The sequence below is a fragment of the Streptomyces sp. NPDC044106 genome (assembly GCF_056433985.1).
Genome location: NZ_JBWKFZ010000006.1, coordinates 206674 through 232140 on the forward strand (window position 1 = coordinate 206674; position 25467 = coordinate 232140).

Sequence of the window (25467 nt, forward strand, 5' to 3'; positions counted from 1 at the left end):
AGCAGTGCCTCTGTTGACGAAGGTAGGTTCGGGTGCGAGCGTGGTCAATCCGCACATCTCAGACGGCCGAACCGGGTTTCCGGCACGTGTTTCCGACGCGTTTGCGACCCGGCGCGGCCGTACCTCTGCCAGGGAAGCGGAACCTCATTGCGAAACGGTTTCCCCTCGATGTCCGAAACGACCGTCCTCGTCCTTGACGCGGGCCCCCCGACACCACCACCGCGCCTCGGCAGCCTGACCGGCCGGGCCCGGATCCTGCACGCCGACGAGACCGCCCTCGCCGAGCGGCTGCCGCTCGCCGACGTGCTCCTCGTGTGGGACTTCACCTCCGACGCGGTGCGCCGCGCCTGGCCCGGCGAGGGGCGAAGGCCCCGCTGGGTGCATACCGCGAGCGCGGGCGTGGACCATCTGATGTGCCCCGAACTCGCCGCCTGCGACACGCTGGTGACCAATGCGCGCGGCGTCTTCGACCAGCCCATCGCGGAGTACGTCGCCGCGCTCGTGCTCGCCATGGGCAAGGACCTGCCGCGCACCCTGGAGCTGCAGCGCGAGCGGAGCTGGCGGCATCGCGAGTCCCGGCGGATCGCGGGCACGCGCGCGTGCGTGGTGGGCTCGGGACCCATCGGGCGGGCGATCGCGCGCACGCTGGAGGCGCTCGGCATCACCACCGCGCTGGTGGGCCGCACCGCGCGCCCCGGCGTGCACGGGCCCGGGGAGCTCGACCGGCTGCTCGCGCGCGCGGACTGGGTGGTGTGCGCGGCGCCGCTCACGGACGACACGCGCGGCATGTTCGACGCGCGACGCTTCGGCGTCATGCAGCCGTCGGCGCGGTTCATCAACATCGGCCGCGGCCCCCTCGTCGTCGAGGGCGACCTGGTGGCGGCGCTGACCGACCGGTGGATCGCGGGCGCGGCGCTCGACGTCTTCGACCGGGAGCCGCTGCCCGCGGACAGCCCGCTGTGGACGGTTCCCGGCCTCCTCGTCTCACCGCACATGAGCGGCGACACGATCGGCTGGCGCGACGAACTGGGCGCCCAGTTCGTCGAGTTGTACGAGGCGTGGGAGGCCGGACGGCCACTGGCGAACGTGGTCGACAAAGAACGTGGGTATGTCCCAGGGCACTGATGGCACGGCACCCCACCCGTCTGGCTTCTGAGGAGCGTGCATGACCGAGCTCACGGATCTCACCGCCGTACAACTCGTCGACGGCTACCGCAAGGGCGAATTCAGCCCGGTCGACGCCACCCGTGCCGTGCTGCGCCGGGCCGAGGAGACCCAGTCGGCGGTGAACGCGTTCGTCCGGATCGAGCCGGAGACGGCTCTGGCGCAGGCCGGGGCCAGTGCGGAGCGATGGCGGCGGGGCGAGCCGCAGGGCCTGGTCGACGGCGTTCCCGTGTCGGTGAAGGACCTGCTCCTGATGCGCGACGGGCCGACCCTGCGCGGCTCGCTGACCGTGCGCCCGGAGGGGAAGTGGAACGAGGACGCGCCGTCGGTGGCCCGCCTGCGCGAGCACGGCGCGGTGTTCATCGGACGCACCACGACCCCGGAGTTCGGCTGGAAGGGCGTCACGGACGGCCCGCAGAGCGGCGTCACCCGCAATCCGTACGACACGTCGCGCACCTCGGGCGGTTCGAGCGGGGGCAGCGCGGTCGCCGTCTCGGTGGGCGCGGGCCCGCTCTCGCTCGGCACGGACGGCGGCGGCTCGGTGCGCATCCCCGCGGCGTTCTGCGGGATCTTCGCGCTGAAGCCGACGTACGGGCGCGTGCCGCTGTATCCCGCGAGCCCCTTCGGCACGCTCGCCCATGTGGGTCCGATGACGCGGGACGCGGCGGACGCGGCGCTGATGATGGAGGTCATCACCGGCCCCGACGCGCGTGACTGGTCCCAACTCGGCGCGGTGGCGGGGAGTTTCCGTGCGGGCCTCGGCGGCGGCGTACGGGGTCTGCGGGTCGCCTACTCGCCCTCGCTGGGCGGCCAGGTCGCGGTGCGGCCCGCCGTCGCGGCGGCGGTGCGGCGGGCGGTGGAGTCCCTCGCGGCGCAGGGCGCGTACGTCGAGGAGGCCGACCCCGACTTCTCCGAGCCGGTGGAGGCCTTCCACACCCTGTGGTTCAGCGGGGCGGCGCGCGTCGTGCAGCAGCTGGCGCCCGACCGGCGGGAGTTGCTCGACCCGGGCCTGCGGGAGATCTGCGGGCAGGGCGCGCGGTACAGCGCGCTGGACTACCTCGCGGCCGTCGACGTCCGCATGGACCTGGGACGGCGCATGGGCCGCTTCCACTCGACGTACGACCTGCTGCTCACGCCGACGCTGCCGATCACCGCGTTCGAGGCGGGGACCGAGGTGCCGAAGGGGTCGGGGCACCGGCGCTGGACGGGCTGGACCCCGTTCACGTACCCCTTCAACCTCACCCAGCAGCCCGCCGCGACGGTGCCCTGCGGCGTCGATGACGACGGGTTGCCCATCGGGGTGCAGATCGTCGGGGCGCGGCACGCCGACACGGTGGTGCTTCGGGCGGCGCACGCGTTGTACGAGGCCGGAGCGGGAGGCATCACACCGCCAGCCGTGGCTTGAGGACCCGGGGGCTCTGCCCCCGGACCCCCGGTCCTCAATCGCCGGACGGCTCTACTTTCTGCGGAAGTTGAGCGTCTCGTCCTGGGCGCCCGCTCGCCACAGGTCGTTGCAGGCCTCGGCCATCCGGTCGAGGCCTTCGACGATCTGGCCCCAGACGATGCCGGGGACCCAGCCGACGTCACCGTTCAGGAGCAGGTTGTTGCGCTCGTAGAACAGGGCGAGGTCGACGACGGTGGTGCCCGCCCGCACGTCGGCCTCCGCCTCGTAGCCGTAGGCCTGTGTGCCCAGTTCCGTGCCGGAGAAGGAGAAGTAGCAGAGGTCTCCCGGGATGGGGGTGACGGTCGGGTTCTCCAGGGGCGGCTCCCGGTCCGCGAACGCCGGGAAGAGGGCGTAGATCTCGTTGCGCGCGTACTTCGCGTGATAGACGTCCGAGCCGAGTGGCAGCGCCTCCCACACCGCCGCACACGTCAACGGGGCCCGGTCGTCGAGCAGTTTCGCCGTGCACTGGACTCCCCGCTTGGCGAGGGAGACTTCGATGAATCGCTCTGGCATGTGTCCCATGCTCCTCACTGGGTCAAGAGGACAACGATCGCATCAGGGGCCGGAATTCGTCGGCATAACTCGCTTCGAGTCGGGTAGCCGCGCGCCCATGGCTCCACCACTTGGGAACAACGAGGGATTCATCGGCAGAGCGGTCCGCCGCCGCGCCCTGCTCACCGGAGCGGGCGGGGCGGCACTGGGCGCTCTCGGGGTCTCGGCATGCAGCCGGGTTCCCGACGAGGGGAAGGTTGAGGGGGGCGATCTGCTGGACCGCCTGCGCGACAGCGGCACGGTCAGGATCGGTGTCGCGGGCGAGGTCCCGTTCGGATACATCGACGAGAACGGCGAGGTCACGGGCGAGGCGCCGGCGATCGCCAAGGTCATCTTCCCTCGCCTCGGCATCCCCAAGGTCAAGGCGGTGCCCACCAAGTTCGGCGCCCTGATCCCCGGCCTCACGCAGGCCCGGCAGTTCGACGTGGTGTCGGCGGGCATGTACATCAACCCGGTCCGCTGCGAGCAGGTGCTCTTCTCCGACCCCGACTACCTCATGCTCGACTCCTTCATCGTGAAGAAGGGCAACCCGCACGGCATCAAGGGGTACGAGGACATCGCCAAGAAGGGGCTGAAGCTGGCGAGCGGCACCGCCTACGCGGAGATCGACTACGCCAAGGCGGCGGGCGTGAAGTCCGTGCTCGTCCTGCCCGACCAGGTGGCGGGGATGGACGCCGTGTCCCAGGGCCGGGTGGACGCCTTCGCCGGCACCAACGTCACCGTCCGCACGGTGATCAAGAAGAACTCGCGGGTCGAGGCGACGAAACCCTTCCAGCCCGTCGTCGACGGCAAGCCCGCCTACGGCGCCGGTGGTTTCGCCTTCAGGCTCTCCGAGAAGAACCTGCGGGACGCCTTCAACAAGGAGCTGCACAAACTCAAGGAGAGCGGCGAGCTGCTGCGGATCGTCAAGCCGTTCGGCTTCACCGAGGCCGAGATGACGGACCTGACCGTGGCCAGGCTCTGCCCCCCGGCGAAGGGCGGCTTGTCATGATGTCGTCGGAGTTCTTCGGGAACTGGTTCCTGCCGGGCATCTGGATCACCGTCCAGGTCACGCTCCTCAGCGCGGCCCTCGCCTTCGTGATCGCCTTCCCGATCGGGGTGCTGCGCACGTCCCGGTTCTGGATCGTGCGGTTCCTGGCCGGGGCCTACTTCGAGATCTTCCGCAGCACGTCGTCGCTGGTCTTCATGTTCTGGATCGCGTTCACGGTGCCGCCGGTGTTCAACATCAGCTTCCAGCCGATGTTCGCGGGCATCCTCGCGCTGGGCATCACGTACGGCGCGTACGGCTCGGAGATCGTGCGCGGCGCGCTCGCCGCGGTGCCGCCCGCACAGCGCGAGGCCGGCATCGCCCTGAACTTCACCCCGCTGCAGCGGCTGCGCCGCATCGAACTGCCGCAGGCCTGGCCGGAGATGATCCCGCCGTTCAACAACCTGCTCATCGAGCTGCTCAAGGGCACGTCGCTGGTGTCCCTGATCGCGGTGGCCGACATGACCTTCGCCGGTGACCTGGTGCGGCTCGTGAAGAACGAGAGCGCGCCGATCTACACGCTGCTGCTCGCCCTGTACTTCGTCTTCGCCTTCGTCCTCACGCGCGGCATGCGGCTCCTGGAGCGGCACGCCAAGAAACGGGTGGGCCAGACGCCGGAGAAGACCAGCCTGTTCGGCGGACTGCGCTCGAAGTCGTCGATCGACGTCGTCGCCGGCACGGGGGGTGCCAAGTGAACTGGAACTGGTCGCATGTGGACGACTTCATGCCGGTCTTCTGGGACGGTGTGGGGCTCACCCTCAAGGCGCTGCTGTTCGGCTCCCTGATCGCCTTCTCCCTCGGCCTGGTCTGGGCGATCGCCCAGCGCTCGCCGAAGAAGTGGATCCGCTGGCCGGTCACGGTGGTCACCGAGTTCATCAGGAACACCCCGCTCCTGGTGCAGCTGTTCTTCCTGTTCTACGTGGTGCCGGAGTGGGGCCCCTCGATGTCGCCCCTCACCACGGGCATCGTCGGCCTCGGGCTGCACTACTCGACGTACACCTCGGAGGTCTACCGCGCCGGCATCGACGGCGTCCCCGAGGGCCAGTGGGAGGCGGCGACCGCGCTCAGCCTCTCCAAGCGCCGCACCTGGACGTCCGTCGTCCTGCCGCAGGCGGTGCGCAGGGTGATCCCGGCGCTCGGCAACTACGTGATCGTCATGCTGAAGGAGTCGCCGCAGATGGCCGCCATCGGCGCGCTCGACATGCTGGGCCAGGCCCAGAACTACAGCCAGACGACCTTCACCTACGAGGCGATCAGCGTGGTCGGTGTCGCCTTCATCGTCATCGCCTACCCGGCCTCTGTTCTTCTGCGAGTTTTGGAGCGTCGCCTTGTCCGCTGACAGCAGCACTTCCCAGGAAATCGCCAACCCGGCCGTCGACGGCAGCGAGCTGATCCGCTTCGACAAGGTCGTCAAGCGCTACGGCTCGAACGTCGTCCTCGACGAGCTGGACTTCTCCGTCGCCTCCGGCAAGCACGTGACGCTGATCGGACCTTCCGGTTCCGGCAAGACCACGATCCTGCGGCTGCTCATGACGCTGGTGAGGCCGGAGCAGGGCACGATCAAGGTGGGGGGCAACTACCTCACCCACGAGGAGAGGAACGGCAAGCTCGTCCCGGCCGGCGAGAAGCACGTTCGGGAGGTCCGCAAGAACATCGGGATGGTGTTCCAGCAGTTCAACCTCTTCCCGAACATGAAGGTGCTCAGAAACATCACCGAGGCCCCGGTCACCGTCCTCGGCCTGTCCAAGGACGAGGCCGAGGAGCGGGCCCGCGAGCTGCTCGACCTGGTCGGGCTCGGCGACCGCATCGACGCGTACCCGACCCAGCTCTCGGGCGGCCAGCAGCAGCGCGTCGCCATCGCGCGCGCCCTGGCGATGCGCCCGCAGGTGCTGCTGCTCGACGAGGTGACGTCCGCGCTCGACCCCGAGCTGGTGGCGGGCGTCCTCGACGTGCTGCGCGACATCGCGCACACCACGGACATCACCATGCTGTGCGTGACCCACGAGATGAACTTCGCCAGGGACATCTCGGACCAGGTGCTCATGTTCGACTCGGGCCGGGTCATCGAGTCCGGTACGCCGGAGAAGATCTTCACCGAGCCGGAGCACGAGCGGACCCGGGAGTTCCTGAGCGCGGTGCTGTGAGCGGGGGCCGGGGCGCGGTGCTGTGAGCGGGGGCCGGTGTGCCGGGGCCGGTCGGGTGCCCGGGAGGTGTCCGCGTACCGGATCTTGACACTGGCATATGCCAGAGTGGCGCGTTCCTGCTGACACGGCCGGAGCGCGCCACCAATCTCCGCAACAGACGCTCCGAATGGGCCAGTTGACGGCTATCCTGGGACGGAGCCCGACTGTCCGGAACCGTTCCACGCAGGGGGATGCCGTGGCGTTGAAGCACGAGGCGACCACGCCGCACCGCTCCGTCCAGAGCGCCCTGCGAGTCCTTGAGACCGTCTCCCGGCACGACACCGGCGTGACCGCGGCCCGGATCGCCCGCGACACCGGCCTCCCCCTCGCCCAGCTCACCCCCTTGCTCCGCATGCTGCGCAGCGAGGGGTACGTCGAGCAGCTCACCGACGAGGCCTCCGGCGCGTACGTCACCGGTGAGACCCTCAGCCGCCTCGGCTCGGCCCGCGACCACGCCGACGCGCTGCGCGAGAAGCTCCAGCGCACCCTGGACGGCCTGCGCGACTCCATCGGCGCCGCGGTCTACATCAGCCGCTACGTGGACGGCGAGGTCCGCGTCACCGACTTCGCGGCAGGACCCCGCACCCCCGCGGTCAACGAATGGGTGGACTTCCGCTCCTCCGCGCACGCCAGCGCGGTCGGCAAGAGCCTGCTCACCCAGCTCGACGTGAACGGCCGCAGGGACCACCTCTCACGCCACAAGATGGCCCGCCTCACCTCCCGGACGATCACGAACGAGCGGGTCCTGCTCAACCGCCTCGCCTCCCAGCCCGCCACGGTCCCGGTCCTCGACCTCCAGGAGTACGCGGTCGGCACGGTGTGCGCGGCCGTACCCATCACCGCGGGGTCCGCGGTGGGGTGCCTCGCGCTCTCCCTGCCGGTCGAGCACGCGCACCGCCTGCGCGAGGCGGCGGACACGCTGAACCGCGGGGCGGCGCCGGTGCTGCTGTCCCTGGCCATCTAGGTTCCCCGCCGTGGTCGGAGGCACCCTCTCGGACCAGGTACTATTTACATGTCAGCAGGCGCCGCTAGCTCAGTTGGTTAGAGCAGCTGACTCTTAATCAGCGGGTCCGGGGTTCGAGTCCCTGGCGGCGCACTTGCGAATGCCGAAAGGGCGTTCCCGGTCTTCCGGGGACGCCCTTTCGCGTTGGTCCCCTCGGGGGTGGGCCAAGGGTGCGGTTTTCCGCACCCCCACTCGACGGCAACCCTCATACCGCCGCTGACCTGCACTTTCTAGCGTTGCCCCCTATGGACCTCACGACTCTCGCTCTCCCCCAGGAACCCGCGGGCGGCATCGCAGGATGGGCTGCCGACCTCGTCGACGTGCTGGGCGGTCCTGGCGCCGGGCTCGCCATCGCGCTGGAGAACCTCTTCCCGCCGCTGCCCAGCGAGGTGATCCTGCCGCTCACCGGTTTCGCCGCGGGCCAGGGCGTGATCAGCCTGTTCTCCGCGCTGTTCTGGACCACGCTCGGCTCGGTCGTCGGCGCGGCCGCCCTCTACTGGATCGGCGTCCTGTTCGGGCGCGAGCGCATGCACGCCCTGTGGGCGAAGCTGCCGCTGGTCAAACCCGCCGACCTGGAACGCACCGAGGCGTGGTTCGACCGGCACGGCACCAAGGCCGTCCTCCTCGGCCGGATGGTGCCGATCTTCCGCAGCCTGATCTCCGTACCGGCCGGCGTGGAACGCATGCGGCTGCCCCTCTTCCTCGCCCTCACCACCGTGGGTAGCCTCGTCTGGAACACCGTCCTCGTCATGGCGGGCTACTGGCTTGGCGACCAGTGGGACGCGGTCGAGACGTACGTGGGCCTGCTCTCCAAGGCCGTCCTTGTCCTCGTCCTCCTGGCGGTCGCGGTGTACGTGGTGGTGCGCGTGCGGTCCCGCAACCGGCCCGGTGACCCGGCCCGGGACGCCGCCGGGGCCCGACACCGCCGCTGCCGATAGGGCTCGGCTAATGTCGGACGGCGTGAAGGAGCCCGTGGCCGCCCCGTTCGTCCTCAGGGTCCTCGGCGTGCTCGTCGGCTGCTTCACCGCCCTGCTCGGACTGCTGTACTTCGTCGTCGCGGGCACGGCCCTCGGCGCCTTCCTGCTCTGGCCCCGCACCCGCCGCCGCGCCCACGCCCTGCTCGCCGCGGGCGCCCGCAGGCTCACCGCCCTGGAGCGCCGGCGCCGCTCCCTCTTCTTCCACGACGTCTTCCCCGAGCACCGCGCCTGCGACCAGCAGATCCTGCGCTACCTCGCGGCCCGTACGTACTCCGGGCTGCTGTGCGCGGTGGTGGTCGGCCTCGTCGACTTCGGCGCCGTCCTCGCCGGAATCTTCGCCGTGTCGCTCACCCACTCCTCGATGACCTGGATCGACCTGCTCAGCCAGGTCGTGCTCGGCGGCACCCTGCTCTTCCTCGCCGTGCAGGGCCTGCGCGCCCTGACCGACCAGGACGCCCGTCTCGCCCGCGAGTGCTTCGGCCCCTGCGAGCGGGAACTCATGCAGCGCCGCATCGACGAACTGGCCACCAGCCGCGCCGCGGTCGTCCGCGCGGTCGACGTCGAGCGGCGCCGCGTCGAACGCGATCTGCACGACGGCGTCCAGCAGCGGCTCGTCGCCCTCGCCATGCTGCTCGGCCGGGCCCGGCGCGGCCGCACCCCCGAACGGGCCGACGCCCTGCTCGAACAGGCCCACAAGGAAGCGCGGGAAGTCCTCACCGAACTGCGCGAGGTGGCCTGGCGGGTCTACCCCACCGCCCTCGACAGCCTGGGCCTGCACGAGGCGCTCGGCGGGGTGTCGGAGCGGTGCGCGCTGCCCGTACGCATGGAGTACGACGTACCGGACCCGCTGCCCTCCTCCGTCGAGACGGCCGCCTACTTCGTCGTGTCGGAGGCCGTGAACAACGCCGCCAAGCACGCGGCGGCCGACGAGGTCTTCGTACGGGTGCGGAAGACCGGATCCACGCTCGCCGTCCTCGTCCGCGACAGCGGCGTCGGCGGCGCGGACCCGGCGGGCAGCGGGCTCACCGGGCTGCGCAGCCGTGTCGCCGCGCTCGACGGCACGCTGCGGGTCGACAGCCCCCTCGGGGGACCCACCACGATCACCGCGGAGCTGCCGTGCGCGTAATCCTCGCCGAGGACTCGACCCTGCTGCGGGAGGGCCTGGTCCGGCTGCTCGCCGAGGAGGGCCACGAGGTCCTCGCCGCCGTGGGCGACGCCGACGCGCTGCTGTGCGAGGTCGAGGCGCGCGCCCCCGACGTCGTCGTCACCGACATCCGGATGCCGCCGGACCACACCGACGAAGGCCTGCGCGCCGCGGTGCGGATCCGCGAGCTGCACCCCGAGATCGGCGTGGTCGTGCTCTCCCAGTACGTGGAGCGCAACTACGCGGCGTAGCTGCTCACTTCGAGCGCCGAACGGGTCGGCTACCTCCTCAAGGACCGGGTCGCCCAGGTCGAGGAGTTCCTTGACGCACTGGAACGGGTGCACGCGGGTGGCGCCGCCATCGACCCCGAAGTCGTACGGCAGTTGCTCATCCGCACCACGCACGCCGACCCGCTGACCCGGCTCACGCCACGGGAGCGCACCGTCCTCGAGGCGCTGGCGGAGGGGCACACCAACGCGGCCATCGGGCAGAAGCTGTTCATCTCGCTGAGCGCGGTCGAGAAGAACCTGAACGCGATCTTCGACAAGCTGGGCCTGTCCCGTGCCGACGGGTACAGCCGGCGGGTGCTCGCGGTGCTGCGGTATCTGGAGTCGTGAGGGCGGCGGTATCTGGAGTCGTGAGGGCGGCGGTATCTGAGTCGTGAGGGCGGCGGTCGTGGTGGTTACGACAGTACGAAGCCGTCCATGAACAGCGCCGCGGCCAGCCCTGCCGCCAGGAGGTACGTGCCTAGCCTGGTCCGGCCCCGGCGACTCAGTTCGATCACTCCGCCGCAGAGGATGAGCAGCAGGCCGTAGACGCCGACGACGAGCACGGAGGACCTGCTCGCCAGGCGCAGCGCGAGCACCACCGCCGCGGCGGCCATCAGGACCGAGGCCGCGGCGATGCGGGCGCGGCGGGCGCGGGCGGCGGGGGTGGGGGCGGGGGCGGGGCTCTGCTGGTTCTGGGCGGCCTCGTCCGGTGTGTCGCCCTGTGCCGTGGTCTTGGGCTGTGCCGTTGCCCCGGGCTGTTCTGACGCGCTCATGGACGTGGATCGTAATCGGTCAAGCGAGCGGTTTTACCGACTTGTGTCCCTTCCCCACTGATCCCTCACGCCCGCAGGTGGGCCGCCGCCTCGGAGACGCCCGGTTCACCGGCGACCGCCGCGTTCGACCTGCCCTCGGCGACGCCCCCGGGCCATGGGGGCACGGTAGCGGGGGCGTGTGCGGGTACGTTTGGGCTGGTGCGCCTGTTGTTCGGTTGTGGGGCGGGGCCGCGGGGGTATGTGCGTACTCGCTATCCCTGCGTCGCGCTGCACGGACAATGGGGCTACAGGATGCTCGGTGCTCCGTTCGCACATACCCCCACGTCCCCTCCGGTGCGCGTGCGACTGCGGCCCGGTGGGGGCTGGCCCCGTCCTGCCGTACGTTGCGGGGCAAACGGGTGGGTGGGTGGGATACATCCGCCGTGGAGCGGCGGGCCTGTCCGCGCCCGCAGGCGGAAGGCGGGGGAGAAACCCCCGCGAAGCGGCAGGCTAGCGGTCCAGCAAGTCCTCCCGGCCCCGCGCCCTGAACTGCCGCAGCAGTTCCTGGACGGCGGGCGGGGTCAGCCGGTGGTAGGCCGACGTGCCCGGGGGGCGCCACCACACCGGGTCCCCGCACCGGAATCCCTCCCGGCGCAGCACGCTCCGCGCGACCTTGTTCGTCGCCGTCACCGGCATGCTCGGTACCACCCGTACGAAGCGGGGCGCCATCTTCGTCCCCAGGTCCGGCTGCGCGGACAGGAAGGCGGCGAAGGCGGTCGGGGAGAAGGAGGTGGCGGGCGGCGGCGCGAGTGCCGCCATGACCTGGTCGCCCGCCACCGGATCCGGCACCGCGTACACCGCCACCGCCGCCGCCCCGGCGAACCTCGCGAGGATGTTCTCGATCACCGCCGCCGCCAGGTTCTCGCTGTCCACACGCAGCCGGTCGTCCGTGCGGCCCGCGAAGTAGAGGTAGCCGTCCGCGTCGCGGTAGAAGAGGTCGCCCGTCCAGTACCAGCCGTCCCGCTGCCGCTCCGCCTGGGCCTCCTCGTTGCGCCAGTAGCCCTCGAAGGGGTTCGGGCCGCGGTTGACCAACTCCCCTATCGCCGTACCCCCGTTCAGCAGGCGGCCATCCGGGGAGAACCGTGCCGCCTCGCACTCCCGCAGCGTCCCGGGGTCGACCACCGCGAGGTCGTCCCCGGGCGCGGCGCGGCCGATCGCCCCGGCCGGTGTGCCCGGGGTGCGCTGGATCGCCGCCCCGCCCTCGGAGGACCCGTACCCCTCGACGAGCCGTACCCCGAACCGTTCCTCGAAGCGCGCCGCGTCCACCGCCCCCGCCTCGGTGCCGAAGCCGACCCGCAGCGGGTTCTCCCGGTCGTCGGGGCGTTCGGGCGTGGCCAGGATGTACTGCACCGCCCGGCCCACGTACGTGAAGTACGTCGCCCCGAAGTCACGTACGTCGCCAAGGAAGCGGGACGCGGAGAAGCGGGCGCGCAGCGCGACGCACGCGCCCGCGGCCAGCGCCGGCGCCCAGTCGGCGATCACCGCGTTGCCGTGGAACATGGGCATGCAGATGTAGTGGGTGTCCGAGGGCCGGACGCCGAAGTGCCCGACCAGCGAGCCGCCCGCCGCCGCCAGCCGTGCCTGGCTGCAGATCGCCGCCTTGGGGGCGCCCGTCGAACCGGAGGTGAAGTAGAGCAGGAGAGGTGAGTCCGGGCGTACCGTGCGCGCGGGTTCCGGCTTCGCGTCCGCGTAGGGCGCCAGCAGTGCCTCGTACTCCTCGGTGCCGGTCACCAGGGTGCGTACGCCCGGGAGTTCGAGGCCGTCGAGCAGCGGCAGGTGCGCTTGTTCCGTCACCAGGATCTGGCAGTCGGTGTGCAGGATGTCGCGGGCCAGCTCCGGGCCGCGGCGGGTGGGATTGATGCCCGCCACGGCCGCGCCCGCGAGCGCCGCCGCGCTCAACCACTGCGGGAATTCGGGGGTGTTGTCGAGCAGTACGCCGATGTGCGGTGCGCCGCGCCGTCGCAGGAGGTCGGCGAGGAGTGCGGCCCTGGCCGCCGCCCCCGCCGTCACCTGGTGGTGGCTCAGCTCACCGCCCGTGTGGCGCAGTCCTGCGCGGTGATCGCCCCACCGCGCCTTTACGAGTTCCGCGACCGTGGCTCCGGTGCTCTCCATGACCGCGCACCATAATTGACGGCGCGTCAGGTGTGGAGCCCGTCGGCTCAGCCATCGCGTTGAAGACTGCTTCCGCGCACGCCGTGTGGTCGGCACGGCGTGCGCGGAACCTGCCCGAGGAGTGCGGGGAAGTCCTCGGGCAGGGCTCAGAAGGCGACGTCCGAGCAGGCGTAGAACGCGTTGGACGTGTCCGCGACCGTCCAGACCGCGACGATCACATGGTGCCCGCTGCGACCGCCGGGGATGGTGCCGCTGTGCGACAGGGTGGCGGGCGGCTGCTGGCTGTTGTACGGAACGCTGAGGAACGGCGTAGTGTCCAGGGCGGACCTGGTCACCGCCTTGCTGTCGTCCCAGCCCTGCTTGGTGATGTAGTACTTGAAATCGGTGGTGCGGTGACGAGCGGTGAACTGCCAGCGGAAGGTGTAGTTCTGACCGCCACTCACCTTGGTCGTCGGCCAGGCCCCGCCCCCGGGCGTCTTGGGCGAGTTGAGCTGGTCGAATCCGGCTACGCCCGCCGAGCAGATCTTGCCGTCGGCCGGGCCGCCGGCGGGAAAGCCCTTGGGGCCCTCGGCGCTCTGCGGTTCGTACTGGATGGAACCGCAGTTGGACACCACGCCCTTGGCGCAGTTGATCTGCCGGCTGGCCGGCAGGTCCGTGTAGCCATGACTGCTGGCACCACCGGCGGAGAGCGCGAACGCGCCGACCGTACCGAGGCCGACCAGGGCCGCGTAAACCTTCTTGTTTCGCATGTGCCGCTCCTGCCGAACGTGGGGAGTTCCGTGGGACGTGCGCGCACTGCGGTCTAGACCAAGCTCAGATTATTGCCGTTAGTTGAACATGTCCATACCAATAGCGGCGAGGATCCGTCCGCATCGTTCACCGGCCGGGGGCCCGCGGTCAGTGACGGTCTCCGTGGCCCGTGCAGAACGCCACCGTCAGGTCCTTCACCAGGGCCTTGCGCTCGTAGTCGTCGAGTTCCACGAGGCCCCGGGTGGTCAGCCGCGTCACCGTGTCCTCGACCGAGTCGACCACCGAGGTCAGCACGGTGTCGCGGTGGCGCGCCTCCAGCGCGGCGACCCGGCGGCGCTGCATCGCGGCGGCGACCTCGGGGGCGTACTCGATACGGGTGGGCCGGGCCGAGAAGATCTCGACGCCGACCGCCTCCGTGTCCGCCGCGAGCGCCCGGGTCAGCGCGGCGCCGACGGCCTCGGCGTCGCGCAGGGTGGGCGCCTCGTCGTGGAAGGCGTCGGCGGGCAGCCGCGAGACGACCCTGGCCGTGGCCGCCTCCACGCACTCCCGCAGATACTCCTGGTGGTCCTCGATCGCCAGCGTCGCCCGCGCGGGGTCCTTCACCCGCCACACGAGGAGCACCACCACGCGCAGGGCCACGCCGCTGCGGTCCACGGCCGGCATCGGCTCGCTCCGCCAGTGCCGCAGCCGTACGTCGACCCGGCGGCGGAGCAGCAGCGGGTTCACCCACATCAGGCCGGTGCGCCGGACCGTGCCCCGGTAGCGGCCGAAGAGGCTGAGCACCCACGCCCTGCCCACCCGGCCGCGCGCGAGACCGCCGAACCCGAAGAGGCCGAGCGTCCCGGAACCGGCGAGCGACGCCCACTGCGCGGGTCCGAGCCCCGCGCCCTCGTAACCCGGCAGCCCGGTCAGCCGCAGCGGCGGTTCCGGCAGCACCCCCGCCCACCACAGCGAGAGCGCGCCGCCGGCGACGCCCGCGCAGCCGCCGAGCACTCCGGCGAGGCCGGGCAGTACCCAGGCCCGCCGCTCCACCGTCGCGGGGTCGATGTCGGTGACGGGCCGAGCCTGCGGTTCGGCGACGGCGGGCGGTGCGGGCCGCCGTGCCGTGCGGGGCTGCTCCCCGGTCCCTTGCCTGCGCCGCACCACGGCGGGCGGGAGCGGTACGCCCGTCGCGTCGTCCGGATCGTCGCGGAAGAGGAGGTGCACGGGGATCTCGGTGGTGGCCTCGCTCTGGATCACCCGGGGCGGTCGCGCGCCGGCCGGCTCGGGCGCCCCGTCGGGCTGCGGGGTCTGTGGCTGGGAAGCCGCCGTCGCACTCATCCGTCTCTCCGGCTCATCCGTGCCTCCGCCTCATCCGTCTCTCCGGCTCATCCGTGTCTGCGGCACATCCGTGCCTCGGCTCGTCCATGCCTCGGCTCATCTGTGCCTCGGCTCATCTGTGCCTCGGCTCATCGGTGTCTCGTCCTGCTCCACGCCCTGACGCGAATCGTGTCCGTCCGGTCCCGTCCGGTCCGGCGCGGGGCACGTTCTTCGGGCGTACGCACGACAGTGCGGGCCCGCCCCCCGTCTCCCCGTTCCGCCCACCGCGCCGCCCTCACCGGAACAGCCGCCGCCACGTCTCTGGCCCCGGGTAACCGTCGGCCGCCGCGCCCCGCCAGCCCTGGGCCCGCTGGAACGCCTCCACATTGCGCCGGTCGCTCTCGCTCCAGCGCGGCCCGGGGCCCCGCGCGTAGTGCTTGCCGAAGCCCTTCTTCACCAGTTGCCTGCCGAGCCGCTCGATCGCCGCGTGCGTGCTGCCCGGGCGGAAGACGCCGCGGCCGGGGTAGGCGGGCGCCTGCGCGCCGCCCGCGCCGGTCGCGGGGCCGTCCGCGCCCGCGCCCGGTGCGGGGATGTTCCGGCCCTTTCCCTTCATCAGGTACGACCACGTCGTCGGCCCCGGCAGCCCGTCCGCGTTCCCGCCCCGCCATCCCTGCGCCAGCTGGAACGCCTGGGTCGCCCTGCGGTCCGCGTCGCTCCAGCGCGGCCCGGGACCCGACCGGTAGAAGCGCTTGCCGCCGCGGGCGACCAGCGCCTTGCCGAGCCGCGTCACGTACTTGTTGTCCGCCCCGGGCCCGAAGGAGCGCGCGCCCGGGTACGGCGCGGCGGCGGAGTCCGCGCCGCCCGGGGTGCCGTCGCTCACACCCTTGTAGCGATAGGCCAGATAGCGGTCCCCGTCGGTCCAGTAGGGATAGGGGGTGACCTGTTTCCTGGCGTGCGGGCGGGTCTGTTCGTAGGCGACGTAATGCGTGCGCTCCGCGTCGGTCCACCCCGCGAAAAGCGTGACGTGCGATCCCTTGTTGGGGTCCGCCGGATTGTGGAAGAGGAGAATGTCGCCGGGCTGCAGTTCATCCTTGGCGATGCGCACCGCGTACTTTCCGAGGCTGCCCGTCCATTCGTTTCCCGGGAGGTTCCAGGCCATCGAGACGAAGCCCGAGCAGTCCTGCCGATAGCCGTCGCTCCAGAACTTGTCCATGGTGTACGGCACCTTCGCCGCGATCCACTTCTCGGCCCTGGCGATGATCTCCGCCCGGGTGATGGGCTGCGCCGCCGACGCGGCGGGCGCCCCCGGCGTCGGGGTGCCCGAGCCGCCGTGCAGCGGGGCCACCGCGCCCTGCGGGGTGTCGGGGGCGTCGTCGGCCGGGGCCGCGTCCGGCGCCGCCGCATGGCCTCCCACCTCGACCGATGCCACGGCGGGCAGCGACTGACCGCCGAGCGCCGCGGCCGCCGCCGCGGCGAGGACGAGGGCGCGGCGCGCGCCGTGCGCCGCCGGGTGGCCGCCGAGCCGCGGCGGCAGAGTGTGCTCCGTCCGGCGCCAGTGAATACAGCCCGGACAGCCGCAGTCGCTCTCGGGAACGAATTCCTCGAACTGCGGAGCGGCCTCCATGCGATTCCCCTCACACCCCGAATAAGAATCTCCGCGCATCTGCACGTCCGTCAGTTTTGCAACTGTCCCGGGATATCGCATGTTGACGGTCCGAATGATGGAGCGGCCGCCGTTCGGCCTCACCGGGCGCCCCGGGCCCCTGCGGACCGCCGCCGGGTGGTCGGAAGCACCGCCCGACATCCGGTAGAGTTCTCCGGGTCAGCAGGCGCCGCTAGCTCAGTTGGTTAGAGCAGCTGACTCTTAATCAGCGGGTCCGGGGTTCGAGTCCCTGGCGGCGCACAGACAGCGAAGGCCCTCCGTTCACGCGGGGGGCCTTCGTCGTGCCCCGGGGGCGCCTTCCGGTCATGCCCGTCCGGGGCCTGCCCCCGTATGCGTACCGCTACCGTTGCGCCATGGCGCGCGACATCCAGGAGCGGATCAAGAAGCTCATCATCGACTCCAGGCTGCCCTCGGGGGCCTCACTGCCGACCGAGCCCGAGCTGATGGAGCGCCTGGGTGTCAGCAGGAACTCCGTCAGGGAAGCCCTCAAGGCGCTCCAGGCGATGGGGATCGTGGAGATCCGGCACGGTTTCGGCACCTATGTCGGCCCGATGTCCGTCGCGCCGATGATCGAGGGCCTCGCCTTCCGCACGGTCGCGGGCCACTACCGCGGCGAGGACAGCCTGCTCCAGCTCCTCGAGCTGCGCGAGGCCGTGGAGACCGGCCTGATCACCCGCCTCGCGGGCCGGGTCCCCGACGCCGACCTGGCCGAACTCGACGCCCTGGTCGAACGGATGGAGGCCGAGGCGGCGTCCCCGGAGGCAGCCGTGCGCGCCGAGACCGACCGGGCCTTCCACGCCACCCTCTACCGCGGCCTCGGCAACCTCCTCCTCGGCGAGGTCCTTGAGGCGTTCTGGGACGCCTTCCACCGGGTCCGCACCGATCTGGTGGACGTGCCGCAGGACCCCAGGGTCACCTGCCGCCAGCACCGCGAGATCCTGGCGGCCGTGCGCTCGGGCGACACCCTCAGGGCCGAGCAGGCGGTGCGTGAGCACTTCGGCAACATCCGCACGCGCCTGAGTTCACCCGTCTCACCGGATGCCCCAAATCGCACATATGACCGGTAAAGAGGTCTTCGCCCTTGCGATCATGCCGTAGGGCATAGAACCCTGTTCTGGAGCCATCGGCTCTCATGAGGCCGACGACGCGGGGCAGTTGGGAACCCGGTTCGGCCGTGGCGGGACAAGGGGCGGGGTCCCGTTCATGAAGCGATGCCGAGGGGGGCATCATGCAACCGGAAGGTCGCCTTTCGCTGTCTAAGCCGACGGTGGCCTGCCTCTGATGCGTTCGCGAAGGTCGAGGGGGACCGAGCGGACCGGAACGACCAACGAACACGCGGGTGATCGCGTGCGGGGGGATGACTCATGACGTCGACGCCGACGGGCGCGGGCGCACAGCAGAACGACCCGTCAGAGACGACCCAGCTCAGGGCGGTTTCGCACCGGACGGGCGGTTTCCGCAAAATCAAGAACTCCCTGCCGCGGTACGACTACGAGCACTACAGCCGGCTCGCCGGGCCGCTGACCCAGCCCGACCCGGGCAAGCCGTACACGGTGCGGTACCGCTCGCTGCTCTCCCAGGAGCCGCACAAGGTACGGGCCGCGCTGATGCTCGGCGCGGCGCCGCTGCTCTCGCTCGTGCTGCTCGGCTGGCTGCTGCAGCCCGAGCACTGGACGGAGCGCGACTACGTCGCCAACGACTGGCTGCCCGCGCTCGACATCGTCATGCTCATATCGATCGGTCTGATCGAGTTCTTCCGCTGCATGAACGTGCTCTCCAACGCGCACGCGACGCTCGTCGCCCGCGACCCGGTCCCCGTGGTGCCCGAGACCGGCACCCGCGTCGCCTTCCTCACCTCGTTCGTGCCCGGCAAGGAGCCGATCGAGATGGTGACGAAGACGCTGGAGGCCGCGGTCAGGATCCGGCACCGCGGGCTCATGCACGTCTGGCTCCTCGACGAGGGTGACGACCCGGAGGTCAAGGAGGTCTGCCGGCGGCTCGGCGTCCACCACTTCTCCCGCAAGGGCGTGGCGAAGTGGAACACGGCCAAGGGCCCGCACCGCGCCAAGACCAAGCACGGCAACTACAACGCCTGGCTCGACGCGCACGGCGACGAGTACGACTACTTCGCCTCGGTCGACACCGACCACGTCCCGATGCCGAACTACCTGGAGCGGATGCTCGGCTTCTTCCGCGACGAGAACGTCGGCTTCGTCATCGGCCCGCAGGTCTACGGCAACTACGACAATTTCGTCACCAAGGCCGCCGAGTCCCAGCAGTTCCTCTTCCACGCGCTGATCCAGCGGGCGGGCAACGCCTACGGCGCCCCGATGTTCGTCGGCACCTCCAACGCCGTACGCATCAAGGCGCTGAAGCAGATCGGCGGCCTGTACGACTCGATCACCGAGGACATGGCGACCGGCTTCGAGATCCACCGCGCCACCAACCCGGCGACCGGAAAGAAGTGGAAGTCGGTCTACACCCCCGATGTGCTCGCGGTCGGCGAGGGCCCCAACGCCTGGACGGACTTCTTCACCCAGCAGCTGCGCTGGTCGCGCGGAACGTACGAGACGATCCTCAAGCAGTTCTGGAAGGCGCCGTTCTCACTGCCCCCGGGCCGCCTCTTCAACTACACGATGATGGTCATCTTCTACCCGATGTCCGCCATGAACTGGATCCTCGCGGCGCTGAGCTGCGCCCTGTTCCTGGGTCTCGGCGCGTCCGGCGTGAACATCGACCCGACCATCTGGCTGATGCTGTACGGCAACGCCTCGGCGCTCCAGATCGGCCTCTACATCTGGAACCGCAGGCACAACGTCTCCCCGCACGAGCCCGAGGGCTCCGGCGGTGTGGCGGGCATGGTGATGTCGGCCCTCTCCGCGCCGATCTACGCCCGCTCGCTCCTGGACGCCGCCCTGCGCCGCAAGAGCAAGTTCGTGGTGACCCCCAAGGGCGACTCGGCGAGCCCCGACACCCTCTTCGGGACCTTCCGCATCCACCTGTTCTTCATCCTGGTCTTCGCGGGCTCGATGGCAGCGTCCTTCGTGTACGGGCACTCCCACCCGGCGATGATCACCTGGGCCTCGTTCGCCCTCCTTGTCACGGCGGCGCCGATCTTCGCGTGGCGCTGGGGCATGCGGCAGGAGAGGAAGAAGGCCGGGCACTCCGGTGGAGCCGGGCCCTCCGGGCCGCCGCAGGGACCCGGGACGACGGTCCCGCAGCAGCGCGACGCCACGGCTCCCCTGCCGCAGGCCCACCCCGCTCCGTCCGGCCAGTTCGGGCCGCCCGGCCAGTTCGGTCCGCCCCCCGGGCCCCACGCTCCGCGGCAGAAGCCCAGCTGGGCCTCCGCACCCGATCAGACCATGCAGATTTCCCTTGGGGGACGTAAGAAATGAAAGACCGTTCCAGCCGCCGTCGCGCCCGCCGCATCGCGATAGGCGCGGCGGTCGTCCTCGCGCTGGCGGGGATGAACGGACCGTGGCTGTGGCGCGTGGGCTCGGAGAAGTACCACGACTACAAGATCAACAAGCCGGAGTACAAGGCCGAGAACGGCCACTGGCAGGTCATCGACTTCCCCGAGGAGTACCGCCAGAACACGATCCACGCGGCCCTGCTGCACACCGGCAAGGTGCTCCTTGTCGCCGGGTCGGGCAACAACCAGAAGAACTTCGACAAGAAGAAGTTCGACACCCGGCTGTGGGACCCGGTCAAGAACACCATCAAGAAGATCCCGACGCCGACCGACCTGTTCTGCACGGGCCACACCCAGCTGGGCAACGGCAATCTGCTGATCGCGGGCGGCACGCAGCGCTACGAGAAGCTGAAGGGCGACATCACCAAGGCCGGCGGCCTGATGATCGTCCACAACGAGGACCCCGACGAGCCGAAGACGATCCCGGCCGGGACCAAGTTCACCGGCAAGAAGAACGGCAAGACCTTCGTCTCCAAGGACAACATCCTCGTCGAGAAGGCGAAGAAGGTCTTCGACAAGCAGACCGGCGCGTTCCTGCGCACCGAGCCGGGTCTGGGCCGGGTCTACGTGGAGGCGGCCCGCAGCGGCTCCAAGTACGAGACCGGCACCCAGGACAACTACCGCATCCAGGGCCTCAAGGGCGCCGACACCCGCAACGTCTACGGCATGGCGCAGAAGCTCGCCCTGGACAAGAAGGACTTCCAGGGGATCAGGGACGCCTTCGAGTTCGACCCGGTCGCCGAGCGGTACATCAAGGTCGACCCGATGAACGAGGCGCGCTGGTACCCCACGCTGACCACGCTCACCGACGGCAGGATCCTCTCCACCTCAGGACTCGACGAGATCGGCCAGCTGGTCCCGGGCAAGAACGAGGTGTACGACCCTAAGACGAAGAAGTGGACGTACACCAAGGGCATCCGGCAGTTCCCGACCTATCCGGCGATCTTCCAGCTGGCCGACGGCAAGCTCTTCTACTCCGGTTCCAACGCGGGTTACGGCCCGGACGACGTCGGCCGCAAGCCCGGCATCTGGGACCTGCGGACCAACAAGTGGCGGGGCATCCCCGGCCTGAGCGACGACAAGCTCCTGGAGACCTCCGGCACGGTCGAACTGCCGCCCGCCCAGGACCAGAAGTACATGGTGGTCGGCGGCGGCGGTGTCGGCGAGTCCGAGGAGTCGAGCAGGAAGACCCGCATCGTCGACCTGCTGGCCGAGAAGCCGAGGTTCGCCGACGGACCCGAGCTGGAGAAGGGCACGCGCTACCCGCAGATCTCCACGCTGCCCGACGACACCGTGCTGATCTCCGGCGGCTCCGAGGACTACCGCGGACGCGGCGACTCCAACATCCACCAGGCGCGGATCTACGACGCGAAGACGGGCGGGATGAAGCGGGTGGCCGACCCCGAGGTGGGCCGCAACTACCACTCCGGTTCGATCCTGCTGCCCGACGGCCGCGTGATGTTCTTCGGCTCCGACTCGCTCTACGCCGACAAGGCCAACACCAAGCCGGGCGTCTTCGAGCAGCGCATCGAGATCTACACGCCGCCGTACCTGTACCACGGCGCGCAGCCGGCGCTGGGCGCGGGCCCGAAGACGATCGGGCGGGGCGAGTCGGGCACGTTTCCGACCCGGCAGGCCGCGTCGGTCAAGACGGCCCGCCTCATCAAGCCGAGCGCGTCCACGCACGTGACGGACATCGATCAGACGTCGATCGCGCTCGACCTGAAGAAGTCGAAGGACTCGGTCACGGTGACGGTCCCGAAGAACCGGTCCCTGGTCGAGTCGGGCTGGTACATGCTGTTCGTGACGGACGGCAAGGGCACACCGAGCAAGGCGCGGTGGGTGCGGGTGCCGTGATCTGTCAGGGGCGCGGGGAACTGCGCGCTCAGCCCGCGAAAAGCCGCAGTCGCGTCTGCCGAGACACCGAGCAGACGCGGCTGCGGCTGCTTTCCGGCTCGCGCCCACGCGGCGGAGCCGCACATGTCGCAGCCCCGCGCCCCTAGGGGGCGTTCCTCGCCAGGCCCAACGCGTAGTCGGGCCACCATTCGCCGGCCTTGGGGCCGCCCCGACAGGTCCCGTCGGACTCACCGGGACGCTTGACCCAGAGATACGCGTCGACCAGCGGGTCGGACGTCTTCGTCGTCGGGGTCTCGCCGAGCGCCCGGCCCGGCGGGTTGCACCAGGGGTCCTTGCCCTTGGTGTACGCCCCATTGCCGTTGCGGCCCGTGTCGATGACGAACGGCTTTCCGCCGATCTTCGCCGACAGCTTCTTGCCGAACTCGGTGCTGGCCTCGGTGGTCTGGAAGTTGGAGACGTTCACCGAGAAGCCGTCGGCCTGCTCGACGCCGGACCGCTTCAGGGGCTCCCAGAGCGAGTCGGGGTTTCCCCAGCCCGCGTTGCCCGCGTCCAGGTACACCTTGGTGCCCTTCAGGGACTTGAGCTTTCCGATGGCGCCGTTCAGGAGGTCGTAGCGCTCCTCGTGGAACTGCTGCGGCGTGCACTTGTCGACCATGTGGAGAACCGCGTCGGGTTCCAGGATCACCGTGGCGTGGCGGTCGCCGATGCCCTTGGCGACCTGGTCGATGAAGGCGCGGTACGCGTTGCCGTCGGCCGCGCCGCCGCCCGAGTACTGGCCGCAGTCGCGGTGCGGGATGTTGTAGACGACGAGCAGGGCGTCCCTGCCGGCCTTCTCGGCGGCCTCGGTGAAGCCGCGCGCCTGGTCCTCCGCGTTCTCCGGGACGAGCCACTCGGCGACGGGCTGCTCGGCGATCTTCCGGATCAGCGCGGCGTCGTCCTTCTTGCCGTCCTTGGCGTACGAGGCGACCTGCTTGGCCGCGTTGCCGTCCGGGTTGACCCAGTACGGGTCCTTGGCCTTGGGCTGCTGCCCGACCGGTGGACTCGACGTTCCCCCGGAGTCACCGTCGGAGGAGGAGCAGCCGGCCAGGAGCATCGCCGCCCCCGCGAGCGCCACCCCTGCCCGCACTCCCCTGGCCGCGAAACCGTGCCCGCGACCGGTGTCTTTGCGGTACATCCACTCCCCCTCGGGTGCACTGTCCGGTCTCAATCCTGACATACGGCCTCCTTGCCCCACGAGGTCCGGCCAACCCCCGCGAGGAGCTGTAGAAGAGCTGTTACAGCGTCGCGCCGCCGGGTAGGCGGAGTCTGCGGGGAGTTGGGGAGGAGGGGCCGTGCGGGACCGTGACAGTGAACTGCGGCTTGCCGAAGTTCTCGTGGAGACGGCGGACACCCTGGCCGACGACTTCGACACCGAGAGGTATCTGCGGTGGCTCTCGGACCGCTCGGTGGAGCTGCTCGGCGCGCAGGGCGTCGGCGTCATGTACACGGGCGGGGCGGGCACGGTACGTCTCGTTCCCAGCAGCCGCCAACAGGAGCGGGTGCGGGACCTGTTGGCCGTGCAGCACCTCGGCGGCCCGTGCCTGGAGAGCTTCGGTTCCCGAAGGCCCGTGCCACCGGTCCGGATCGGCTCCGGCCGGGTGCGGGCGCGCTGGCCCGCGTTCACCGGGCAGGCCGTGAAGTACGGCGTCGCGGAGACGTACGCGGCGCCGATGCACCGGCGCGGCGCCATGCTGGGCGTCCTCAACGTCTTCGTCCCGGGGACGCGTCGACCGGCCACGTCCGAGCGGGAGTTCCGGGCCGCCCTCGCCCTGGCCCGAGCCGCGGCGGTGGGCCTCGCCAATCGCCACGCGTTCTGCGAGTGCCGGACCCTCTCGGAACAGCTCCAGACCGCGCTCGACAGCCGAATTCGCATCGAACAGGCCAAGGGAATCCTGGCGGAGCGGTGGAAGAGCGGCGTGGACGAGGCATTCGAGGCGCTGCGGAGTTATGCGCGCCGCGAGCAACAGTGTCTCGATCTCGTCGCCGCCGCGGTGATCAAGGGCTCGGTCGGCAGTGAAACGCTGCTGGAAGGCATTCCGCGGCCCGCCCGCTGAATTCGGCCCTACCCGTGCCACCTGCGGTGATCACGGAGGGAGAGGGAAGAGCGACGTGGTGTCATTCCGGCTCGGACGCCCTCTAGGATCGCGCGCCTGTTCGTTCTACAGTCGGTTGCACGGCCCGAGCCCCCGGCCTTTGCCCACCATTCCGTGATCCGTCATTCGGAATGGTCCCGGACCTCCCGCGCCGACGCCGGGCTACTCCCGCAACCCGTGCGCGCGCGGTCGAGGACCTGTCCGGTCGGCGGCTCCGGGGGGAGCGGGCCGCCGACCGGGCCAGGTGGAGGGCCGGACGCGAGGCCGGTGGCGCGTGCGGTGGTCACCTGTCGACTCCCGTGAGGTACGCCGAGACGACGACGTTCGCCGTGTAGGTGCGGGCGTTCTTGTCGAAGGCGCCGCCGCAGGTGATCAGGCGCAGCTCGGCGCGGCCCTTCTCGTGGACGCCGTAGGCCTTCTTCGCGTCGAAGCGGGCGCGGGTGATGACCCGGACGTCGTCCACCGTGAACTCCGCGACCGTGCCGTCGTCGCGGGTCACCTCGATCTTCTCGCCGGGGCGCAGCGTGCTGAGGTCGTAGAAGACGGCGGGTTCCGTCTCCGTGTCGACGTGGCCGACGACGAGGGCGGCGCCGGGGGCGCCGGGGCGGGTGCCGCCCGCGTACCAGCCGACGGTGTCGGCCTGCGTGAAGGGCGGCGGGTCGATCGCCCCGTCGGCGTCCAGGCCGCGGGCATGGACGGGGGCCCGCACCTTCAGCGACGGCACATCGACGCGCAGCGGACGCGCGGGCGCCAACGGCTCGTGCGGGGCGGGCAGTTCGACGCTGAGGGGGCGGCCGACCGCGGCCACGTCACCGGTGGCGGGCCCGGAGAGGCCGCCGCGCAGACCGGCGACGTCGCTGCCCCAGAGGCACAGGCCGGCCATGAGGACGGCCCAGGCGACGCCGGTCGACAACCGCCTTGATCCATGGGGGTGTTCACCGCTGGACACGACTGTCTCCCGTCCGTCACTGGGAACGTCGGCGGCGGACGCTGCGGAACGCGACGGCGACGGCCGCGACCGCGGCGAGGACCAGGCCGATCACGGCGTGCCGGGTGCCGGGTCCCGCCTCGTTGGCATCGTGCGCACGGGACGCGGCCGTGGTCACGTGGTGTGCGGCGCCGCCACCGCCGGCCCGTACCGGCGAGACCGGGTCCTGGTGGTGTTCGATCACCTGGAGCGTGCCTGCGCCCTGGTGCGGGTGGCCGTCGCAGGTGATGGTCACGTCGTGTGCGCCGTAGACGCCCTGCCGGATCCTGGCGCTGCCCGCCAGCGCGTACTGGCCGCCGTCACGGCCGGTGAGCTCGGCGTCCCCCTCGAAGACCCCCGAACCCGCCGTTCCTGTCGTGCCCCCGCAGCCCGTGACGCTCACCTCGACGGTGGCGCCGGGCGCGGCGGTGGACGGGGTGATGGTGGCTCGCACGGAGCCGCTGTCGTGGGCCTGGGCCGCGGTGGCGGGCAGGGCGGCCGCGAGGGCGACGGCCACCCCTGCTCCACGGACGGCAAGGGAACGTATACGCATCGTGAACCTCCTGTATACGAGGTTCACGCGCCGGGCGGCCCTTCGCATCTCGGGGCGCGCCGCCCGAGGACCCGTGGGGCGCTGCGC

The 25467-nt window shown here is 70.8% G+C and carries 22 protein-coding genes, 2 tRNA genes and 1 pseudogene; 16 read left to right on the forward strand and 9 right to left on the reverse strand.

Going from position 1 to position 25467, the window contains the following annotated elements; translation table 11 throughout:
* Positions 1-168 precede the first annotated feature (168 nt).
* Positions 169-1125: a D-2-hydroxyacid dehydrogenase gene (locus AC07DI_RS12625; protein WP_384253899.1), complete on the forward strand. Its 957-nt coding sequence runs from the start codon at positions 169-171 to the stop codon at positions 1123-1125.
* A gap of 40 nt (positions 1126-1165) precedes the next feature.
* Positions 1166-2569 carry an amidase gene (locus AC07DI_RS12630; protein ID WP_478904198.1) on the forward strand — a complete coding sequence of 468 codons (1404 nt, stop codon included), beginning with the start codon at positions 1166-1168 and terminating at the stop codon, positions 2567-2569.
* 51 nt (positions 2570-2620) lie between these two features.
* Here the strand turns inward: AC07DI_RS12630 and AC07DI_RS12635 are convergent, their stop codons facing one another.
* Positions 2621-3121: a DUF3830 family protein gene (locus AC07DI_RS12635; protein WP_478904200.1), complete on the reverse strand. Its 501-nt coding sequence runs from the start codon at positions 3119-3121 to the stop codon at positions 2621-2623.
* 97 nt (positions 3122-3218) lie between these two features.
* Here AC07DI_RS12635 and ehuB point away from each other — a divergent pair, with 97 nt between their 5' ends.
* From ehuB to AC07DI_RS12680, 9 genes and pseudogenes are all read left to right on the forward strand, one after another.
* Complete coding sequence (gene ehuB / locus AC07DI_RS12640) at positions 3219-4151, forward strand: ectoine/hydroxyectoine ABC transporter substrate-binding protein EhuB (protein ID WP_384253891.1); 933 nt, start codon at positions 3219-3221, stop codon at positions 4149-4151.
* Positions 4151-4882 carry an ectoine/hydroxyectoine ABC transporter permease subunit EhuC gene (gene ehuC / locus AC07DI_RS12645; RefSeq protein ID WP_384254086.1) on the forward strand — a complete coding sequence of 244 codons (732 nt, stop codon included), beginning with the start codon at positions 4151-4153 and terminating at the stop codon, positions 4880-4882. The genes ehuB and ehuC overlap by 1 nt, the downstream gene beginning before the upstream one ends.
* Positions 4879-5526 carry an ectoine/hydroxyectoine ABC transporter permease subunit EhuD gene (ehuD, locus tag AC07DI_RS12650; protein ID WP_384253889.1) on the forward strand — a complete coding sequence of 216 codons (648 nt, stop codon included), beginning with the start codon at positions 4879-4881 and terminating at the stop codon, positions 5524-5526. The genes ehuC and ehuD overlap by 4 nt, the downstream gene beginning before the upstream one ends.
* The gene (gene ehuA, locus AC07DI_RS12655; RefSeq protein ID WP_384253886.1) at positions 5516-6331 is read left to right on the forward strand and encodes an ectoine/hydroxyectoine ABC transporter ATP-binding protein EhuA; all 816 of its coding nucleotides are present in this window, start codon (positions 5516-5518) and stop codon (positions 6329-6331) included. The genes ehuD and ehuA overlap by 11 nt, the downstream gene beginning before the upstream one ends.
* Before the next feature lie 235 nt (positions 6332-6566).
* Complete coding sequence (locus AC07DI_RS12660; RefSeq protein ID WP_478904202.1) at positions 6567-7334, forward strand: IclR family transcriptional regulator; 768 nt, start codon at positions 6567-6569, stop codon at positions 7332-7334.
* A 58-nt stretch (positions 7335-7392) separates the two neighbouring features.
* Positions 7393-7466, forward strand: a tRNA-Lys gene (locus tag AC07DI_RS12665).
* A 152-nt stretch (positions 7467-7618) separates the two neighbouring features.
* Positions 7619-8311 (forward strand): DedA family protein, encoded by a 693-nt coding sequence (locus tag AC07DI_RS12670; protein ID WP_478904204.1) that lies wholly within the window; start codon positions 7619-7621, stop codon positions 8309-8311.
* A gap of 10 nt (positions 8312-8321) precedes the next feature.
* Entirely contained in the window at positions 8322-9476 is a 1155-nt protein-coding gene (locus AC07DI_RS12675; RefSeq protein ID WP_384253880.1) for a sensor histidine kinase, read from the forward strand.
* Positions 9467-10111: pseudogene (locus AC07DI_RS12680) on the forward strand (response regulator transcription factor). Before AC07DI_RS12675 ends, AC07DI_RS12680 begins: the two are co-directional and overlap by 10 nt.
* Before the next feature lie 65 nt (positions 10112-10176).
* On the opposite strand, the gene AC07DI_RS12685 reads toward AC07DI_RS12680, so the two are convergent.
* The 5 genes from AC07DI_RS12685 to AC07DI_RS12705 all read right to left on the reverse strand — a co-directional run bounded on the left by AC07DI_RS12685 (position 10177) and on the right by AC07DI_RS12705 (position 16360).
* The gene (locus tag AC07DI_RS12685; protein WP_478904206.1) at positions 10177-10536 is read right to left on the reverse strand and encodes a hypothetical protein; all 360 of its coding nucleotides are present in this window, start codon (positions 10534-10536) and stop codon (positions 10177-10179) included.
* Positions 10537-11025: 489 nt separating this feature from the next.
* Positions 11026-12687: an AMP-binding protein gene (locus AC07DI_RS12690; protein ID WP_478904208.1), complete on the reverse strand. Its 1662-nt coding sequence runs from the start codon at positions 12685-12687 to the stop codon at positions 11026-11028.
* Positions 12688-12833: 146 nt separating this feature from the next.
* Positions 12834-13436, reverse strand: coding sequence for a lytic polysaccharide monooxygenase auxiliary activity family 9 protein (locus tag AC07DI_RS12695; protein WP_384253870.1), 603 nt, complete (start codon positions 13434-13436; stop codon positions 12834-12836).
* Positions 13437-13584: 148 nt separating this feature from the next.
* Complete coding sequence (locus AC07DI_RS12700) at positions 13585-14757, reverse strand: SPFH domain-containing protein (protein ID WP_478904210.1); 1173 nt, start codon at positions 14755-14757, stop codon at positions 13585-13587.
* A 274-nt stretch (positions 14758-15031) separates the two neighbouring features.
* Positions 15032-16360 carry a peptidoglycan-binding protein gene (locus tag AC07DI_RS12705; RefSeq protein WP_478904212.1) on the reverse strand — a complete coding sequence of 443 codons (1329 nt, stop codon included), beginning with the start codon at positions 16358-16360 and terminating at the stop codon, positions 15032-15034.
* Between the two features lie 205 nt (positions 16361-16565).
* On the opposite strand from AC07DI_RS12705, the gene AC07DI_RS12710 reads away from it, so the two are divergent.
* The 4 genes from AC07DI_RS12710 to glxA all read left to right on the forward strand — a co-directional run bounded on the left by AC07DI_RS12710 (position 16566) and on the right by glxA (position 21728).
* Positions 16566-16639, forward strand: a tRNA-Lys gene (locus tag AC07DI_RS12710).
* Positions 16640-16752: 113 nt separating this feature from the next.
* Positions 16753-17466 (forward strand): FadR/GntR family transcriptional regulator, encoded by a 714-nt coding sequence (locus AC07DI_RS12715; RefSeq protein ID WP_384253864.1) that lies wholly within the window; start codon positions 16753-16755, stop codon positions 17464-17466.
* Between the two features lie 297 nt (positions 17467-17763).
* The gene (locus AC07DI_RS12720; RefSeq protein WP_478904214.1) at positions 17764-19794 is read left to right on the forward strand and encodes a glycosyltransferase family 2 protein; all 2031 of its coding nucleotides are present in this window, start codon (positions 17764-17766) and stop codon (positions 19792-19794) included.
* Positions 19791-21728 carry a radical copper oxidase GlxA gene (gene glxA / locus AC07DI_RS12725; protein WP_478904216.1) on the forward strand — a complete coding sequence of 646 codons (1938 nt, stop codon included), beginning with the start codon at positions 19791-19793 and terminating at the stop codon, positions 21726-21728. Before AC07DI_RS12720 ends, glxA begins: the two co-directional genes overlap by 4 nt.
* 142 nt (positions 21729-21870) lie before the next feature.
* Here the strand turns inward: glxA and AC07DI_RS12730 are convergent, their stop codons facing one another.
* Positions 21871-22902, reverse strand: coding sequence for a glycoside hydrolase family 6 protein (locus AC07DI_RS12730; protein ID WP_478904457.1), 1032 nt, complete (start codon positions 22900-22902; stop codon positions 21871-21873).
* A gap of 157 nt (positions 22903-23059) precedes the next feature.
* Between AC07DI_RS12730 and AC07DI_RS12735 the strand changes: the two genes are divergently transcribed.
* Positions 23060-23821 (forward strand): ANTAR domain-containing protein, encoded by a 762-nt coding sequence (locus AC07DI_RS12735; protein ID WP_478904218.1) that lies wholly within the window; start codon positions 23060-23062, stop codon positions 23819-23821.
* A gap of 322 nt (positions 23822-24143) precedes the next feature.
* Here AC07DI_RS12735 and AC07DI_RS12740 read toward each other — a convergent pair whose 3' ends face one another.
* Entirely contained in the window at positions 24144-24743 is a 600-nt protein-coding gene (locus AC07DI_RS12740) for a class F sortase (protein WP_478904459.1), read from the reverse strand.
* 82 nt (positions 24744-24825) lie between these two features.
* Entirely contained in the window at positions 24826-25380 is a 555-nt protein-coding gene (locus tag AC07DI_RS12745; RefSeq protein ID WP_384253854.1) for a hypothetical protein, read from the reverse strand.
* Positions 25381-25467: the final 87 nt, after the last annotated feature.